Annotated in this window: 13 protein-coding genes; 8 read left to right on the forward strand and 5 right to left on the reverse strand. The window is 41.3% G+C overall.

Features of this window, described 5'->3' with window-relative positions:
- Window positions 1-17 precede the first annotated feature (17 nt).
- Window positions 18-536, forward strand: coding sequence for a GNAT family N-acetyltransferase (locus OQX61_RS08025; RefSeq protein WP_265841135.1), 519 nt, complete (start codon window positions 18-20; stop codon window positions 534-536).
- 10 nt (window positions 537-546) lie between these two features.
- Here OQX61_RS08025 and OQX61_RS08030 read toward each other — a convergent pair whose 3' ends face one another.
- The 5 genes from OQX61_RS08030 to OQX61_RS08050 form a co-directional block, all read right to left on the reverse strand.
- Window positions 547-1,773: a TCR/Tet family MFS transporter gene (locus tag OQX61_RS08030; RefSeq protein ID WP_265841136.1), complete on the reverse strand. Its 1,227-nt coding sequence runs from the start codon at window positions 1,771-1,773 to the stop codon at window positions 547-549.
- Window positions 1,774-1,843: 70 nt separating this feature from the next.
- Entirely contained in the window at window positions 1,844-2,284 is a 441-nt protein-coding gene (locus OQX61_RS08035) for an SRPBCC domain-containing protein (RefSeq protein ID WP_265841137.1), read from the reverse strand.
- Window positions 2,285-2,355: 71 nt separating this feature from the next.
- Window positions 2,356-3,192, reverse strand: a complete 837-nt coding sequence (locus tag OQX61_RS08040) for a DUF6266 family protein (protein ID WP_265841138.1) — start codon at window positions 3,190-3,192, stop codon at window positions 2,356-2,358.
- 316 nt (window positions 3,193-3,508) lie between these two features.
- Window positions 3,509-4,438, reverse strand: coding sequence for a hypothetical protein (locus OQX61_RS08045; RefSeq protein WP_265841139.1), 930 nt, complete (start codon window positions 4,436-4,438; stop codon window positions 3,509-3,511).
- A 2-nt stretch (window positions 4,439-4,440) separates the two neighbouring features.
- On the reverse strand, window positions 4,441-5,034 hold the full coding sequence (locus tag OQX61_RS08050; protein WP_265841140.1) for an HD domain-containing protein: 594 nt from the start codon (window positions 5,032-5,034) through the stop codon (window positions 4,441-4,443).
- Between the two features lie 320 nt (window positions 5,035-5,354).
- On the opposite strand from OQX61_RS08050, the gene OQX61_RS08055 reads away from it, so the two are divergent.
- The 7 genes from OQX61_RS08055 (at window position 5,355) to OQX61_RS08085 (ending at window position 15,530) form a co-directional block, all read left to right on the forward strand.
- Window positions 5,355-6,734, forward strand: coding sequence for a hypothetical protein (locus tag OQX61_RS08055; protein WP_265841141.1), 1,380 nt, complete (start codon window positions 5,355-5,357; stop codon window positions 6,732-6,734).
- Between the two features lie 16 nt (window positions 6,735-6,750).
- On the forward strand, window positions 6,751-7,989 hold the full coding sequence (locus OQX61_RS08060; RefSeq protein WP_265841142.1) for a glycine betaine/L-proline ABC transporter ATP-binding protein: 1,239 nt from the start codon (window positions 6,751-6,753) through the stop codon (window positions 7,987-7,989).
- On the forward strand, window positions 7,989-8,816 hold the full coding sequence (locus OQX61_RS08065) for a proline/glycine betaine ABC transporter permease (protein ID WP_265841143.1): 828 nt from the start codon (window positions 7,989-7,991) through the stop codon (window positions 8,814-8,816). Before OQX61_RS08060 ends, OQX61_RS08065 begins: the two co-directional genes overlap by 1 nt.
- A 194-nt stretch (window positions 8,817-9,010) precedes the next feature.
- The gene (locus OQX61_RS08070; protein ID WP_265841144.1) at window positions 9,011-9,874 is read left to right on the forward strand and encodes a glycine betaine ABC transporter substrate-binding protein; all 864 of its coding nucleotides are present in this window, start codon (window positions 9,011-9,013) and stop codon (window positions 9,872-9,874) included.
- A gap of 425 nt (window positions 9,875-10,299) precedes the next feature.
- Window positions 10,300-10,869 carry an RNA polymerase sigma-70 factor gene (locus OQX61_RS08075; RefSeq protein ID WP_265841145.1) on the forward strand — a complete coding sequence of 190 codons (570 nt, stop codon included), beginning with the start codon at window positions 10,300-10,302 and terminating at the stop codon, window positions 10,867-10,869.
- Between the two features lie 118 nt (window positions 10,870-10,987).
- A complete protein-coding gene (locus tag OQX61_RS08080; protein ID WP_265841146.1) occupies window positions 10,988-11,968 on the forward strand; it encodes a FecR domain-containing protein in 981 nt (326 codons plus the stop codon).
- 85 nt (window positions 11,969-12,053) lie between these two features.
- On the forward strand, window positions 12,054-15,530 hold the full coding sequence (locus tag OQX61_RS08085) for a TonB-dependent receptor (protein WP_265841147.1): 3,477 nt from the start codon (window positions 12,054-12,056) through the stop codon (window positions 15,528-15,530).
- The last annotated feature ends 24 nt before the right edge of the window (window positions 15,531-15,554 follow it).

Here is a 15,554-nt window from a genome sequence, read left to right on the forward strand (position 1 = left end):
TCATAACAGGTATTAACATGGAAAATAAGATAAAAACGAAGTTCACTATAGCCTCTGAAGAAGGAATAGCCTTATTACAAATGCTGGGAGAAAAACGCGGACAGGAAAAATATGCCGGAGTCTTCGATACCAGTCAACTCGAAAATTACCTCTACGATAAATTCAATACTGCAACTGTCGTCAGCAATTTAAATACCTTTTCTAATCAATTGATCGTGGTCTATGTGGAAGATCAGCCAGCAGGATATGCCTATTTCAGTGGAAACGGAGCTCTCCCCGAAGAGCTGAAAGATAAACGTGTGGTTCATTTGGTAGATTTTGAACTGCTAGACCAATATAAAGAAAGCGGGGCGCGGGAATTTCTAATGGAAAAATGCCTGAACGTCTGCAAATCTTACGAAGCATTGAAAGTTTCTGCTGCTCTGGAAATGGTTGCTTTTTATGAACAATATGGCTTTCAGCAAGGGGAAAGGGAAGAGATCAGCATAGCCGGTGTCACTTTTCCATCGGTTACACTGATCAGAATAAACCCTTAAAAACGGGCAATTATTTTCTATTGATATAAGATTCTTTTTTCATGGTGTTCCTGCAAATCCATAAGCTGATCAGCATAAATACTGCTGCGGCAAGGAAGGGAGCACCTGAAAATTTAAAGGGTGCTTTAGGACTGGTAAACCAGGCGAATAAATTGGTCATCAGTAAGGGTCCCACAATAGAGGTGGCACTCATCAGACTGGTTAAAGCGCCTTGCAGCTCCCCCTGCTCGTTCTGTGGGACATTCTGGGAAATCGTAGCCTGTAACGCCGGACCAGCAATTCCGCCCAGACAGTAGGGCACCAGAAAGGCAAACATCATCCAGCTCTGGTTGGCAAAAGCAAATAACAGCATGCCAAATACGGAGAAGGCGAGGCCGATGTATATACTTTTTTCATTGCCCAGGCGCGGACTGGTATACCTGATTAAGCCACCCTGAACCAGGGCAACCAATATTCCGGCAGTAGCCAGTGAGATACCAATCAGAAAAGTATTCCATTGGAAACGCTCAATATTAATGAAGGTCCAGGTACTCTGTAAGGCCTGACCGGCGATATAAATAAAAATCAAAGCCACAATTAAGCCGCCAACGCCTTTATATTTTTTAAGACAAAGTAAGGATCCGATAGGATTGGCTTTTGACCATTCAAAAGGACGTCGGTGTGCTTTATCTAAAGATTCCGGCAATACAAAATAGCCGTAAATTACATTGATAAAAGTAAGGGCAGCAGCAGCGATAAATGGAACTCTGGGACCGATTTCGCCCAGCAAACCACCTAAAGCGGGGCCTATGACAAAGCCTAAGCCAAATGCAGCACCAATCAAACCGAAGTTTTGTGCCCTGTTTTCCGGCGTACTGATGTCAGCAATATAAGCGGTAGCGGTAGTCATACTGGCACCAAACATGCCCGCAATGATACGGCCAACGAATAACCACCAGATCGTAGGCGCTAAGGCCAGAAAGATATAATCAATGCCGAAGCCGAATAATGAGAAGAGTAGTACCGGTCTTCTGCCGTATTTGTCGCTCAGGTTTCCTATAATCGGGGCACAAATGAATTGCATAATGGCATAAGCAAACATGAGCAAGCCGCTCCATTGAGAAGCCTCGCTAATATTGCCATGAATCAACTGTTCGATCAATTGAGGGAATACCGGAATAATCAGCCCAATGCCAATCACGTCCAATAACATGGTGATGAAAATGAAGCTTAACGCCGCTTTTCTGGATGATGCCATAAAAATTTCAGGATTTGAAGGCGCAAGTTATTGCTTTTAATTTATAGATGCCCTTTCCTGACCCTGGAGATTAGGTGTTATTTTGTCTGTTTTCTATATAATTCTTCAACGATGTACCCAGAATGTGCGTCCAGCCCTGCTCAAATGATGCTCTGGAGAAATCCGGATTGTCAGTAGCAAAGTTCTCTAATCCAGCATGACTTAGTTTTAACCGCGTTTTCTCTCCGGCTTCAAACAGCTCAAAGGTAACCGTCGATTCGCCGGGAAACTGGTCGTATTTCCAGGTATAACTCAGTTTTTTTTCTGGAATTACGGCTGTTATTTTACAGATATGAAGGTATCTGGTATCATCTTTTGAGCCATAAAATAGAAACTCAAAACCGATTTCCGGATTAAATTCAGCAAGGTCAAAATACCATTTTTTCATCCTGGAATTATTAGTCAATGCATCCCATACATCGGAAACCGCTGCATCATACACGTATTCTACTTCAAGCGCTGCTGTTTTCATCTTTTTATAGCTTTAATTTTCTCGGTATTAATATAGCATATTTCACCCTGGGGGGCTTAAATCCGGTAGCTTTAACCGGGCTTCCCGGGCGTCCTGTCGAGTTTTTCTTTTAATACCTGATATTCTTTTCGCAGATGCCGGAAAGCTTTACTATTCATATTATCGATATGGCTTTCCTTGATCTGTCCATTATAAATATCGGCAACCTGATCAAATCTTTTTTTGACCTGCTCGTATTTTTCCCGGTTAATTTTTTCTTCAGGGCTTTCTACCTGGCCATTCAGATTGCCCAGATAGGCACTGTCAGATATTTTTTCCCCGTCAGAAGACCGGAAAGCGATATAGGCCTCAATTTGTTGGTTGATATCACGTGCTCCCAATCCTATAAAACATTTCCCCTCTGATCTTCTCGCAATATTCAGGTATTCATGACCAGAATTAGATTCAGGATGGCAAAGCATAATCATGACACTATCGTCATAGGACTTTTCGTCTTTTCCATGGGCCGGATTCCAGCTGATTTCTAATCCTGTTGCAGTCTTCACTATTTTCAAATCATCCGCAAGGGGAAGTACGCCCTGACTGAGTAATACTTTACTGTAATCGACCTTAATATCAGGGTACACACCAGTTAAAGCATGTTTTTTGTGATAGGAAGTCGCCAGATTATGGGCGTTCTGAGGCGTTCCTTTTGCCTGCAGACCATATCCCAATTTAATGAAATCTTTCATGGACCTCAACAGTTTAGCCGTTACAGCCATGGCAGAATGATTGGATAATTGAGCTTTGCTGGGTTTTCCCGCCCGCCCGATACGCCGGACCACCGGAATACCATTTAACATATAGAAAACAAGGTTTCCTATTTTTCCATTGAAATGCCCTTGAGGGCCGTTTAAAGCGATGGCCATAGTAGAGAGTTAATGAGTTGTATTTGAGTAGGTTGTTTGTTCGGGAAGCTTTCATGAAGGTACCAAAAAGAATCCACTATGCAGTCGGGATGATCCTATAATTTTTAAATAATTATTAGAAGTTCTCCGGTATATTAAACCAATGTTGATTGGGTATCAAGCCCATCATAGCCCTACCAACCACCTGTTAAACTCCAATCAAATCCCAGGTAATTATAACCTCATATCGAGCACAGGTTAACCTTTACCTGAACGGTTGTCGCAAGAGGTAAGGGAAGAGGTAGGAAGAAAGTTGGGAGCAGGAGCTCCTGCCTTATTACGGGCAGGATTCCAATGTGGTACTCATCAGGCGATCATTTTCATTATATACATAAGAGCGGACAATGCAATCCCCGTCTCTTTCCCTGATATACTTAAATGAAGGTGCTAACGCTGCGGTTTTGCCAACCAGAGACTGGCGGTTATTGTCCGAGGTCATTTCATTAATACTGAATAGCTTTCTCGGATTTAAGCTGTAAAACTTAAATTTTGTATAAACATCTTCGTCATGCTGGTATTCATAGATCAATTCAGAATCCTTTGTGGTTTCTTTAACCACCCGACCCAATTGGTCATAGCTAAAGCTAATGTCCATAGCTGACAGGAGCTCAGATTTTATAGAAAACCTCCTGATACACTGCTTCAGATCGTTCAAAAGAAAAGTCTCATAAGCTTCTGGTACACCATCTTTTAGGGTGACTTTGTAGTAACGGTCTTTCTCATAAACGAACCAGGTCAGGAACTTTCCATCCTGATTGTTGGTCATGATTTTTTGGATGAGCCCATGATCATCCCTGGTGTAGTTCAATCTGGCGGTCAGGTGACCATCATTCAAATGCGTAGATTCCAGTAACAGGTTGTCATCATTATAAACAAAGCGCGTTTTTACAGACAATGGTTGTTGCATCAGGCTATCCTGAAATTCCTGATAAGTCTTTTCCGGACAATCGCAGGGATGAATCAGATCTCTTTTGTAAAGTTTTACATAATCAAAAGTATTACCGTTTTTGATCAGCATATCGGCATAAGACTGATCCGGTTCAAAGGTCGAGTACAAGATGCGCTCCATTTCTTCCTGATACTTTGTCAATTTAGCTGAGGGTGTTTTCCTTGTATAGCGGGGACCAGGAGTGGTTATTTTTTGAAAAAAGAAATAACCACCACCTAAAATGGCAATAACGATTAAGACTGGAAGAATCTTTTTCAAGGCTAATTTTTTTTCAGGATACCCTTTAGAACACTTTCGTCAAATAAATTAGTGGTATGGTCCCATAAAACCTGAGATCCTTCCTTCATTTTATTTGTTTTTTGGATCACTGTATCATATTTTACCTCAAATTCGCTCCAGGTTCCACCTTCATTTGATACATTTTGGAGCACTGGTTCCAGCCTGTCAATGGACCTGGCAAACTTCGATTCTGCGGTGATTCCGGCTTCGAATTCTTCCCATAGTGAAATAAATTCTTCTGCCTGTTCATCGGGTAAAAGGCCGAAAATCCGCACTGCAGCCTTCTGCTCTTCGGCAGTATTGTCGTGATTCGCGTTGGTATCATATAAAAAAATATCTCCCGAATCTATCTCCACAATATCATGGATGAGCAACATCTTAACAACTTTATGAACGTCTACTTTTTCATTGGCATGTTCAGCAAGAACCATGGCCATCATGGCGAGGTGCCAGCTGTGTTCTGCATCGTTTTCATGACGCATACTGTTGAACAGGCGTGTTTTTCGCTGTATATATTTGAGTTTGTCAATTTCGTGAATGAAGGCCATTTGTTTGGCCAGTGCTGTTAAATTCATAGGGATAAAGATTGGTTTCTAACCGCCCAAAAGTAAGGTTTTATTCCTCCTTTTCTATCATATTGAGGTCAGGTGTATCCCCGGTATTGGGGGGCTAATTCGGCCCTTTACTTTGATTTTAGGCTTATTTTTCTTACCTTTGTCATGTTTTTAATTTAAACCTCAGCGGATTCATCGCAATTTGCTAGTCAATTTCTTTAAAAGAAACAGATGAAAATCTGTTCAATGTCTAAGGGGATTGCCCCCTGATTTCATTAATGTTTTATTTAAAGCATTTTATTACAAACGGTAATGCAGCTGATTTGTATTAATAACTAATTATGGTAAAACTCACACAGCTCACAGGCTGTTTAGTACTATTTTTTATTGTCCCTTTGACAACTTTGGCCCAGGACCCCATACCGATACTACCCGATACTGCCTCAGGTTCATTAAGACCAGATCAGGCGGCCGGGGGAGGTCAGGGAAACCAGTCAGATTCGATAAGACAGGTCCCCGGAGTAAGCCAGGCAAATAAGGCAGCTCCAGGAAACAGGTCAGATACGGCCAGACAGACAGATACGGCAGGCCGGGAAAAACAGGCAGCATCGATAAAACAGACAGATACAGCAGGCCAGGCAAAAAGGGCAGATTCCATAAAACAGGCAGATAAGCCTACACTCAAAATCGGAGGCGCATTAAGGTTCAACTACAACCTTTCCTCCTGGAAAAAAGAACAAGTAAAGAGAGGCGGAGATTTCGGACTTGATATGTTCAGAATCAATGTAGATGCCTCCCACAAAAAACTAGATTTCCACGCAGAATATCGGTTTTACGCTAAAGCCTCCGGCGGATCCTTTTTAAAAGATGGATATCTAACCTATAACTTCAATGACAGTACCAATCTCGCAATTGGACTAGTTCAGAATCCCTTCGGGAACACGACATATAACTCTCACAACTGGTTTTTTAACCTTCCTTACTACCTGGGCTTTGAAGACAAAGCATCCATGGGAATCAGGTTCCATCAACGCAGCAACCGCTGGGTATATGATTTGGCCTTCTTTAAAAGTGCAATGGAGCTAGATTTTGGCGATAAAACCAGCATCGATCCTTCGCGATATTCTTATGATGTTGCCGGCAGAAATAAAGAAGTAAACCAGGGGAATGTAAAAACAGAATACTTACTCTCAGAAAATAAACGAATTGGTATTTCTGGAATGCTGGGTGGTGTTTACAACATCCCCACCGGAAATATGGGCTCCAGATGGGCAGCAGCAATACACACCGACCTGACTTTTGGAAAGTTCAATGTGAAACTGCAATCCATGTATTATCAATACCATCTGGCAGATTCGGCACAATATAACCAGAGCGTAAACCTGGGCGCCTATGGTTCTACTTATGATGTGGCCACAAAAGCATACCTGCATACCGCATCTGTGGCTTTTACCCAACCAGTGAAAATTGGTCCGGTAAGCAAGATCACCTTTTATGAAAACTATTCCTACATGGATAAGACGCAACAAGGGGCTACCGATACGCAAATGAATGTATTGGGAATGATGCTTACCGCAGGTAATCTGGTTACTTATGTGGATTGGGCAGCAGGAAAAAACCAACCCTGGTTAGGTCCTGAATGGCAAAATGGCCTTGCCGCAGGAAACCCGGATGCCAAATGGCACAGTCGTTTTAATATTAATATTGGCTATTACTTTTAACATAACATCTACCGAAATGTCTAAACTTAAAATAGAAGACCTTACCCTGATTTTTGGGAAGGAAAAAGAAGAAGCGCTTTCATTATTGAAGCAAGGGAAATCCAAAGCGGAGATCCTCAAAGAAACAGGTTGTACAGTAGCGGTGAAAAATGCCAGCTTCGCAATTGAAGAGGGTGAGTTTTTTGTCATTATGGGATTATCCGGAAGTGGTAAATCCAGCTTACTGCGTTGCCTGAACAGGTTAATCGAACCCACAGCGGGGAGTGTGATCTTAAATCAGAGAAACATTACCAGTCTGGGTGATATGGAATTACAAGCCGTTCGTCGTAAAGAAATGGCGATGGTATTCCAGAATTTCGGACTACTGCCACACCGTACGGTATTGGAAAACGTTGCATTCGGATTGGAATTACAAGATATTCCGAAAGAAGAAAGAGAAGAAAAAGCGAAAACAGTGATTGATATGGTGAGTCTTCGTGGTTACGAAAATCAACATACCGGCGAGCTTTCCGGTGGGATGCAACAACGTGTTGGTCTGGCCAGAGCTTTAGCCAATGATCCGGAGATTCTGTTGATGGATGAGGCCTTTTCAGCACTGGATCCGCTAATTCGTACGCAAATGCAGGACGAGCTGATCGACCTGCAGGAGAAAATGCACAGAACTATTGTTTTTATTACCCATGATCTGGATGAAGCAATTCGCTTAGGAGATCGTATTGCAATCATGAAAGATGGAGAAATTATACAAATAGGTACCCCGGAAGATATTTTAACAAATCCGGCAACAGATTACGTGGCCTCTTTCGTAGAGAAGGTAGACCGTAAGTCGATCATCACAGCGGCAAGTCTGCTGTTTGAGAAACCTACAGTTGCGATTTTCAAAAAGGATGGGGTAGAAGGAAGCTTACGCAAAATGCGTATTTCCGGATTAACCTCTTTACCGGCAGTGTCGGTAGATAAACATTTCCTTGGTTTCGTATACCTGAAAGATCTTTTAGACCTGAAAGCTCAAAAAGAAACCTCTATTGAAAAAGCAATTATCAAGGATATTCCGGTAGCTTATCCGGAGACTACCGTAGAACAAATGCTGCCATTTATCGCAGAAAACGGTAGGGCAGTACCTGTAGTTGATGAAAAAACAAATAAACTGATTGGTATCGTTGCCCAAACTTCCTTATTGATTGAAACCACAGGAGCAACATGGGAAAACGTAACCGGAAATACAATTGATAACCTTCAAAAAGAAATTTTATAATGATAAATATAGGGACATATATAGAACAATTTATAAACTGGCTGACACTCAACTTCGGCTCATTTTTTAACCTGATTAAGGTGGTCGTAGAATCGGTGGTTAATTCAGTGGAATGGGTACTGATGTTTCCACCGTTTTACATCGTGATTGCTTTAATCGCATTTTTAGCCTGGAAACGTACCGGTTGGGGCTTAACGGTTTTTACTATCCTCGGACTAGGTTTAATCTGGGGGATGGGATATTGGGACCAGACAATGGCTACGCTCGCACTGATTTTATCCGCTGCATTTATAGCTTTATTAATGGGTGTGCCATTAGGCATCTGGGCAGCTAAAAATCCAACGGCAGGAAAAGTCATTCGTCCGGTGCTGGATTTAATGCAAACCATGCCTGCATTCGTTTACCTGATTCCTGCAGTGCTGTTCTTTGGCCTGGGTAAAGTTCCCGGTGCTTTTGCAACGGTTATCTTTGCGATGCCTCCTGCAGTGAGGTTAACAACCTTAGGGATCAGTCAGGTGCCGGCATCTATCGTAGAAGCTACGCGTTCCTTTGGTGCTACCCCTCGTCAGCTGCTTTTTAAAGTAGAATTGCCTTTGGCATTGCCGACAATTCTGGCAGGTGTAAATCAAACGATAATGATGGCGCTTTCTATGGTTGTGGTTTCTGCAATGATTGCTGCCGGTGGATTAGGTGAGGTAGTATTGAAAGGAATTACACAGTTGAAAATCGGTTTAGGTTTCGAAGGTGGGATTGCCGTAGTGATTCTGGCTGTTATCCTGGATAGGATTACACAGTCGTTCGGAGCGAAAAAGCTCGCTAAGGCTTAAGCTTCAGCATACCGGATAATTCGAAATGAAGTACAGGTTGAAATGTAGCAAGCTTTCGAAATATAGTATACGAAGGTCCAATGGTTTCAAAAATTGAAACGTAGCAGGCTTTCGGAATGAAGCACAAAGATCATCATCAGATGATCCGGAATTTAGCATAGAAAATTAGTACATATTATATAAAAGAATACAACATGAAAAAGATAGTAGGTAGTATATTAATCGCATTGGTTATTGGTGTAATCGCATCATGTGGACCAGCAAAAGAAGAGAAAAAAGTAACGATTGCTTATGTAAACTGGGCAGAAGGGGTAGCCATGACGCAACTTTCTAAAACCTTGCTGGAAAAAGAAGGATATACCGTAGCGTTGAAAAACGCAGATGTAGCACCTGTATTTGCTGCCGTAGCCGGTGGTGATGCCGATGTTTTTCTGGATACCTGGATGCCGGTAACGCATAAGGAATATCTGGAGAAATTTGGTCCGAACCTGGAGGTTTTAGGAACCAATTTCAATAACGCAAGAATCGGTTTTGTAGTTCCGGAATATGTAAAGATCAACAGTATTGAAGATCTAAACACAAATGCAGCTTTGTTCGACGGTAAAATCGTTGGGATTGATGCTGGTGCAGGAATTATGGGTAAAGCAGAGGAAGCGATTAAAGATTACGGTTTAAAACTGGAATTGCAATCGGCAAGTGAAGCGGCAATGTTAGCTGTACTTAAGAAAAGTATAGATGCAAAACAACCGGTAGTCATTACAGGCTGGTCACCACATTATATCTTCAGTACTTATAAATTGAAATTCCTGAATGACCCGAAAGCAGTTTTTGGTGCGGTAGAAACAATTCAGACTGTAGCTAATAAAAAATTCGTAACAGCACAACCAAAAGTGGCAGAGTTTTTTAGAAACTTCCAGTTGGATGAAGATGAATTAGGTTCTTTAATGGCCGCTTTGGAAAACAATCCGAATGAAAAAGCAGCAGTTGATGAATGGTTGAGCAAACACCAGGAATTAGAAATGCAATTGCGTTCTTTTATAAAATCAGACGCGGAGTAATTTAACACTCCGGTGTTTCCAGACAGATCCTTTTAAGGAGTAGTCAGAAAACAGGCCGTATCACAAGCTAAGTGATATGGCCTGTTTTTTAGCAATAGGCTTTAAAGCATATTGCTTTTTTTATTTAATGATATCTGAGAAACCGCAATCGCGGTTTTTTTATTCCTATCCTGAAATTTCATTAATTCTTAGTATCAGGGGTAAATGTCAATTTTCTGTTGGTGTAGTCTCACTTTTGATAATCTGGATTGGTTTGCAAATCGGATTGTTGACTAGCGCATGGCCAACGGAAAGATTCTGCCATCAACGCTGAATGAAATGACAAAATGATAGAATAAACAGTTCGATAAAACACTTTCTTTGGTTTACCAAATATCGCTTAGCGTCGGGGAATTGATCCTGAATGCCTGGCTAATAATTATTGAATGACTCAGGGGATAAATCTTTCGGAAAAGGAAATAGAACACTTATTTGTAAATCACTATTCAAAAATGGTTGGTTTTACAAACAAGTTTGTGCCTATGGATATTGCTGAAAACATTGTTCAGGATGTGTTTTTTCAGCTGTTAAAAAAGGTCAATCATATGACCATCAATACCACGCTCGAAGGTTACGTTTACCGGGCAATCAAAAATAAATACCTTGATCACGTAAAATCTCAACAGGTACATTTGAGTTACATTGATAAAATGACGCTCCATTTGAATCTGGAAGAGTTAGAATATTTTAATCCGGATCATAAAAGAAGTTTATTGTTTGATGACGATGAAATGGCGGTCTTTCATGCCATTGAAAAACTTCCGGAAAAGTGTCGCATCATTTTAAAGGCAAAATACTTTGACCAAAAAAGGAATAATGAAATTGCTGATGAGCAGGGGATTTCTATCCGCACCGTAGAAACACAAATCTATAAAGCCATGAAACAGCTGAAAACTACTTTCAAAGACATTAGCCTGTTTTTCCTGTTGCTCCTGATTTTCCTTTCCCCCCGATAGATTCCTTCTCCCGGGATTTGGGCCCCTATATTTTTTTTCTTCCCGGCGTACGTAAAAAAATAAAGCTCATCGTCTTCTGTTTATACGCACATAAAAATGTGTGTATGTACCCTAAAAAATGGAAGAACAAAACGAAGCCTATCAGCTACTGCTTAAATTTCTAACCGAAGAAACCAGTCCGGAAGAAAAAATCACCGTATTAGAATGGATCAATGAATCCCCTGAGCATAAGGAAATTTATTTCCGGGTCAAGGATATTGTGAACCATATAGATTATGAGGAAGTAAGGCTGGCCCCTGATCAGGCAGTATGGAGAAATATTTCCGGGAAAGCTAAAGTTGAAACTAAGCGGACAGGGGTGTTTAAACTTAATCGCTCCTATCTTAAATATGCTGCCGCCGTTTTGTTTACCCTCGCATTTTCAATTTTAATAGTTAGCCGCTATTATGGGAATCATGAAGTGACTTCTATCTCCGTAGCACTGAATGAAGGTATTAAAAAAGTGGTATTACCGGATCAATCTATCGTATGGTTAAAGCCGGGAAGTTCATTACAGTATTCTCCTGATTTTAATGGGAAGGAGCGTAATGTGAGACTGATCGGAGAGGCTTTCTTTGAAATCACTAAAGTGAAAGCGAAGGATGGCCATCGAAAATCTTTTACGGTTAAGTCTTCAAACCTGGAGGTTTCCGTTTTAGGGACTTCTTTTAATGTGATTGACACCAGGAAATCAACGGCGGTAATCGTTCGGACCGGACTGGTTAAAACGAAGGCCGGAACTGAAAGCCAACTCTTGCATCCCGGAGACAGGGCACAACTACAGCATAGCAAATTGAATAAGGACCAGGTAGATGTAGCACTATTTACGTCCTGGAGAACCGGGGATTATAAATTTAATCAGACCACGATAACAGAGGTGGTTCAACTATTGGAAAACTACACCAATTGCGATGTGGTGATCCTGAATCCGGAGAAATTTAAGCAAACCAGACTTCTTGGAAGGGTACAAGCCAAAACCGAAAATCAGCTCTTAAATATATTACAGGATATGTTGTCCGCAAAAATCACCAAACAGAACCACACGATTACCATCAATTAAAACCCAAAGAAACAGAACCAACCAACCAACCAACCAACCAACCAAATCAAAGAACCAAATCAATCAATCAACCAAATCTAAAACTATGGGATCTAGAAATTTACTTTTTTATTTAAAGGGATTTTACTGCTGGCTTGCCTTCAGTTTGATTCTTTACTCAGCTGCTCAAGCGCAACAATTGCAACAGGTGGAGGATAATTTTCTAAGCAGTAAGGCTCAAAGGAAAACAGCGAAATCCGGCACTAATAACATTACACTGAACCTAACTGATGTACTGGAGCAAATTTATAAGAAACACCGGGTACGAGTCGCAAGTAACCAGGGAGAGATCAGCAGCTTTTCTGTTGATGCCGATATCTTAAGCCTTTCAAAAGAAAAAGCACTGGAACGGTTAACAGATTATCTGGAAGACAAACAATACCTCTTAAAAAAGCTGTCAAAAAACCAGCTGATTATTGTCAGGAAGCATGAAACACCTGTTGTAGAAAAAACGAATACTAAATTAAATGAGCAGGTCATCAAATTCGAAAACGCATTTGCCTTGATCAAAGGTCAGGTGCTGGATGTCAACAATAGTCCGGTTCCAGGCGTAAATGTAAAGTCTGCAAAAAATCATGCGGTAACAGACGGAGACGGAAAGTTTCAAATCGTTGCAAATATCAATGAAACATTAATCTTCTCTGCTATTGGCTTTATTCCTAAAAGTGTGCTTGTTGAAAGTGCTGGAGCAACCTTAAAGGTGGTGTTGCAGGAGGAAGACAATAAGCTTAATGAAGTTGTTGTAGTCGGTTATGGAACGCAAAATAAAAAGTTTGTAACCGGTTCCATCGTATCGATTTCAGGGAGCTCTATTAATAATATGCCTGTTTCTAATATCTCCAATGCACTTGCCGGCCGATTGGCAGGATTGGTTGTGCTTTCTCCAAGCGGATTGCCTGGTGTAGGCTCAGCAATTAGAGTCAGGGGTACCACTTCTTACACCTCACAAGATCCATTGTATGTAATTGATGATGTTCCCCGCACTAAACAGGAGTTTGACATGCTTTCTCCGAATGACATTGAAAGTTTATCGGTGTTAAAAGATGCTGCTGCGGCTATTTATGGTGTAAGAGGAGGGAGTGGAGTAATCCTGGTGACGACTAAACAAGGGGCGACAGGTGTTCCAAGGTTCAATTTTAGTGCGACCAGAGGAACCTCAGATCCTACGAGAGTGCCAAAAAGGTTATCTTCTTATCAGGATGCGCTATACAGGAATAATTATTACTTAAATCAGGGCGTTCCGGCAAATGATCCAAGGTATTATTCTCCTGATGAAGTGGAATTTTATAAATCAGGAAAAATCAATACTGACCTGTTCGATATGATCAGTAAAACACCAACCACCTATGATGCAAACCTAAGCGTAAGCGGTGGAAATGAAAATGCCAGATATTACTTGTCTACCGGTTATTTTAAAGAAACGGGATTGTTTGATAAACTGGAGTCCAAACGTTTTAATGTGCTCAGTAATGTTGATGTGAAGGTGAACAATGACCTTTCGATCAAGCTTGGTCTGCAAGGTACAGTACGACCAAATACTACGCCATGGTGGTATGATGGTGTAGAAACCAACACCTTAAGCGACCTGACCAGGGCTTCCCTGAATTTTACCCCGATGAGTCCGGCTTATGTAAATGGATTGCCGGATGGAAGTTTGTATCATTTCCTGGTTCCGGAGGTGATTAAAAATGGCTATATGAAGGTCAACAAAAGCAATTTTAACGGAAATCTGAAGGTAAGTTACAATCCTTCCTTTGCCAAAGGATTGGGTGGAGATGTCGCTTTCAATTATAACAAACAGTCGGATTTGTATAAGACCAGGTACAAACCTTATACCTTGTATTTATTCAACCGTTCCGGAGCTAATAACCACATCATTGGCGATCAGATTATTGGTACTAAAGCTGCCGCACAGCAACCTTACGATTTTTTCCAGGAAAGGTATACTCAAAAAGATAACTATGTCTTTAATGCAAACATCCATTACAATAAGACCATCAAAGACCATGATTTTGGTTTCCAGGTGTTTTATGAGCAGTCAGAATCTGCTGGTGATGATTTTTCCGCAAAAGGAGAGAACTTATTGGCGAGTACAATTGACCAGCTGTTTGTTGCAGACACTGATCCTAACCGACGTTCCATTACCGGAACCGGATCGGAATTTGGCAGGTCATCTGTTTTTGGGAGAGTAAACTATAAATACAAAAATAAGTATCTGTTGGATGGAATTCTGAGGGCAGATGCTTCTTCCGCTTTTGCACCAAAAAATAAATGGGGATATTTTCCGTCTATCAGTCTGGGCTGGATCTTGTCTGAAGAGTCCTTCATGCAGAAATTATTGCCAAATGCAGATAATCTAAAAGTCAGGGCTTCCTATGGCGTATTGGGTTATGATGACCCAAGTGTTGTGGCCTTATCTCAATGGTATTCCTTTTACTCGATACAAGGTAGTGCCGTTTTCAATAACCCGGTGAATACAATTGCACCGCAACGTTATCCAAATCCGGATATCAGATGGCAAAAGATTGCCACCTTCAATGGAGGTATAGATGCCAGTTTCTATAAAGGATTAATTAGTGGAAGCCTGGATCTGTTTTATAAGAAAACAACAGATCTACTGGTAGCCAATCCTACTACTGTTCCAACTACTTTTGGAGCCACGCTTGCGCAGATCAATTACGGTCAGGTTGATGCAAAAGGATTCGAATTAACGTTGCGCCATGACAACCAGATTGGTCAGGTGAAATATTATGCCGGTGTTAACTTCGCTTATACCACAAATGAGGTCGTGAAGTATCCTGAGCAGGCGGGAATTCCGGATTACCAACGCAGAACCGGTCGCCCGGTTAATTTCTTAACGGGCTATCAGTCTAACGGAATCATTAGAACTGCAGATCAGCTGGCCAATTATTTAGCGGTTAAGTATGGTACACGCGCTTTTGAACCCGGTGATATTGGATTCCAGGATCTTCATGGACCTAATAACGGAGGTCCGGATGGCATCGTTAACGGAAATGACAATATCGTGTTGTCGGAATTGTCTTATGACCCAAGGATCACTTATGGTATATCTTTAGGCGCATCCTGGAAAGGTTTCGATATCAGTATCCTTCTTCAGGGTGTTGGAAAACGTAAGGTATTATTGAGTGACCGTGGGCAATGGCAGGAACAGAATCCGCTCTCATTCTGGGCAGACTTCTATTCGGCAGACAATGTTAACGCCGCTTATCCAAAAATTGGCGGACTGAACGGTACACAAGATCCTAACTCGTCTTTCTGGATGAGAAGTGGTAATTACCTGCGGTTCAAAAGTGCAGAAATTGGCTATACGCTACCTGCTTCCCTTACCAAAAAGATTGGGATGACTGCTTGCAGGCTCTTTGCGAATGGCAATAACCTCTTCATCATTAGTGATTCTATAAAAATGTACGATCCGGAATATCAAACCAATGAAACAGGATTCGGTGCATTTCAATATCCGCTGATGAGAACAATTTCATTTGGAGCCACCGTTTCCTTTTAACCCTAATGATCATTTGTACTAAGA

Origin of the sequence: Pedobacter sp. PLR, assembly GCF_026239675.1 — a bacterium.
In the GTDB taxonomy this organism is placed as follows: domain Bacteria; phylum Bacteroidota; class Bacteroidia; order Sphingobacteriales; family Sphingobacteriaceae; genus Pedobacter.